The organism is Glutamicibacter sp. 363 (assembly GCF_052379505.1).
In the GTDB taxonomy this organism is placed as follows: domain Bacteria; phylum Actinomycetota; class Actinomycetes; order Actinomycetales; family Micrococcaceae; genus Glutamicibacter.
The window spans coordinates 1-2330 of the sequence record NZ_JBQSYR010000066.1 but is presented as its reverse complement, the minus strand read 5'-3'; the positions used below and the strand labels follow the sequence as shown (position 1 = coordinate 2330).

The following is a 2330-nucleotide window of genomic DNA, read 5'->3' as shown; positions in this document are numbered from 1 at the left end:
TTAGTAAGTACTTCCAAACAAGGTTGAACTTCTTTCGCAGAGCGCGGAGAAGGGTCGTCGTCCTATACATGATCATTGCTCCGAGCCCCAAGGAATGGGTTCGGTAGGCGTTCATTGCTTTTGCCAGGGTGTCATTGTAGTCCTCGTCATGGCAGCGATGCAGGCTGCGAAAGAGAGTCCGTAGAGACTTGTGCGGTGCGGAGATGTCGTCGAGCACTCTGATGGTGTCTGCTTTGGACGTCGGCTCGATGAGCCTGGCCAGCTCCATGGCAAGAAATCCCTCGTCATCATGGACGTCGATTCCAAGTCGCGCATAGGCTGCAGTGAGGAGTTCCTTCAGTTCAGTGGCTGGGGACGCAACGACTTTCGCGGTGTCGGTGGTGCCTGTTCGGGGTCTTCCTCGGTCAGGATTCGCCGCGGGCAGTTCCGAGTTCTTGGTCCAGTCAGCGACTTCGACCAGGGATGCGGGTCTTTCTTCCACATCGCCGAAGTCGAAGTCTTGTTGCCTTGGATGCAAGTGTTGCTCGGCGGAGCGCAGCAATAGTGCGCGTTCGGTGTCGGTGTTCGTTGAGCCGATGTGTTCCACCGAGATGGCGGTGCGTCCGGTTTGGTCCACGATTTGCGCGGCGACAGCGCGGAATGCGGTGCGGACCTTACGGATGAATCGGGACCCCATGGGTTCAGGGTACCGGGAACCTAAATAATAGTAGGTATTTCGGTCAAGACGTGAAAGCATAACATCAGGTCATCAACCTATTGAGATTTTCAATCACAAACCGGGGCAAGAACCAGGCTCTGTGTTGCTGGAGTTCATGGAGCATCGCTTGGCGAAACATCAACAGTATCCGCAGAAAGACAGACCCCACTATTTCTCGGGACTCCAACTCCTGGCCTTAGGTTCCCGATATTTCGCCCCAGGACGGCGCAACCCTAACGAGGTCACTGAGCAGACTTTCGTAAGTTTTGAGCGGCGGAACAACGTGCCCCTGCCCCCAATCATCAGTAACAAAATGCACGTCGTCACGACCTTCAACAGCTTTAACAAAATGGGCGTAGTGGTTGCGCTTGTAAAGTTCGTCTTGCATGTTCTGCAAATAGACCACAAAGTTACCCTGCGGTTCACCGTATTTTGCTGCTTGATTGTATGGTAGCGCCCGCACAGCTTCTTGAAGGGGAGCGCCAGGGAACGTGACAGGAATATACCGTGGTGCGTGCTTAGGTGCGTTGAGCACGTTGATTCGTGGGTTCATGACAAGAGCGGCGGACCCCAGAAATTGTGCACTATAATTCAACGCTGCAAAACCGCCAGCAGACGAACCAAAGAACAACATTTGTTCTCCGCTACCTTCGGACATCGCTTTGGAAATAACCTTCGGGATAATCTCGTGAGATGGAATTTCAGCTGTGCCTAGGTGCCAGAACGTTGCCAGTGCTTTATCGCCACCCGAAGCTGGGTCTGCGAAGGAAAGAAAGTTTGTATTTAGACGTGATGCAATAGCGCGGCTAGAAAAAATCGGGTATTTGACAATTTTAGGGCTTATAGCCGCAGTGAAAGTTATGAAAGTCACCGATGCGCCACGGTCTTCATAGAAGAAGTCAAGCACGCGACTGCCGAAACTAATTGTGCTCAGACCCTCCGAAATTGGGTTGCTCATAAATTCTTCGAAGTCATCGTATTCATGCACACCAAGATCCGAAAATTTCGTGGTGTCTCTCTCACGCTTATACACCAAAAAATTATAACACTCTACAATCAACGATATCTAACCCAGTTTTTCATTAATGCGGCTCTTCAACGATGCAGGGGCAGACCAGGTGCTGAATCGCATCTGGTGGTACTCCTGTTCCGTGGACCCACCGGTCTCCGAAAGCCACCGTGCGATACAGCGCGCGAAATTCTTGAACCCCAACGCGATCACCCGCAAATACTCCAGCCGGCCGTTCAAGGCCTCAGTGGGACCAATGGAGCTTCCAACATGTTCAAAGAACGGAAAGGACGTTCGTCTTCTCTCTTCTCACCGTTCCGGGGATTCTTCAGCTCCGGCAACGACATGGGTACCTCCGTGCCGATCTCACCGATTACCTGCTCCCATGTCCAACCGCCCGATCTCGGGCTTCGCCTGCCGGTAGGCATCCACCATCTGTTGGCAAACAGTCCAGACCAGTTCAACCGGTGCATACTCCGGATTTGCGAACAGATCCTCAAGTGTCAGATAGCCGATTTCGGTACCGCGAATCCACCAATCACACTAAGCTATGAGATCGGTTGTCTATGAAGTAATGAGATTCTATACGATGTAGCGAGATTACACACTGAATCACTCTGCTAA

The 2330-nt window shown here is 52.1% G+C and carries 1 protein-coding gene and 2 pseudogenes; all 3 read right to left on the bottom strand.

Annotated features, from left to right (window positions below; translation table 11 throughout):
• Positions 1 to 676: pseudogene (locus ACT3UA_RS18845) on the bottom strand (IS1634 family transposase); the annotation flags it as partial.
• 217 nt (positions 677 to 893) lie between these two features.
• Positions 894 to 1730: a hypothetical protein gene (locus ACT3UA_RS18840; RefSeq protein WP_444617859.1), complete on the bottom strand. Its 837-nt coding sequence runs from the start codon at positions 1728 to 1730 to the stop codon at positions 894 to 896.
• A 123-nt stretch (positions 1731 to 1853) separates the two neighbouring features.
• Positions 1854 to 2207: pseudogene (locus ACT3UA_RS18835) on the bottom strand (transposase); the annotation flags it as partial.
• Positions 2208 to 2330 lie beyond the last annotated feature (123 nt).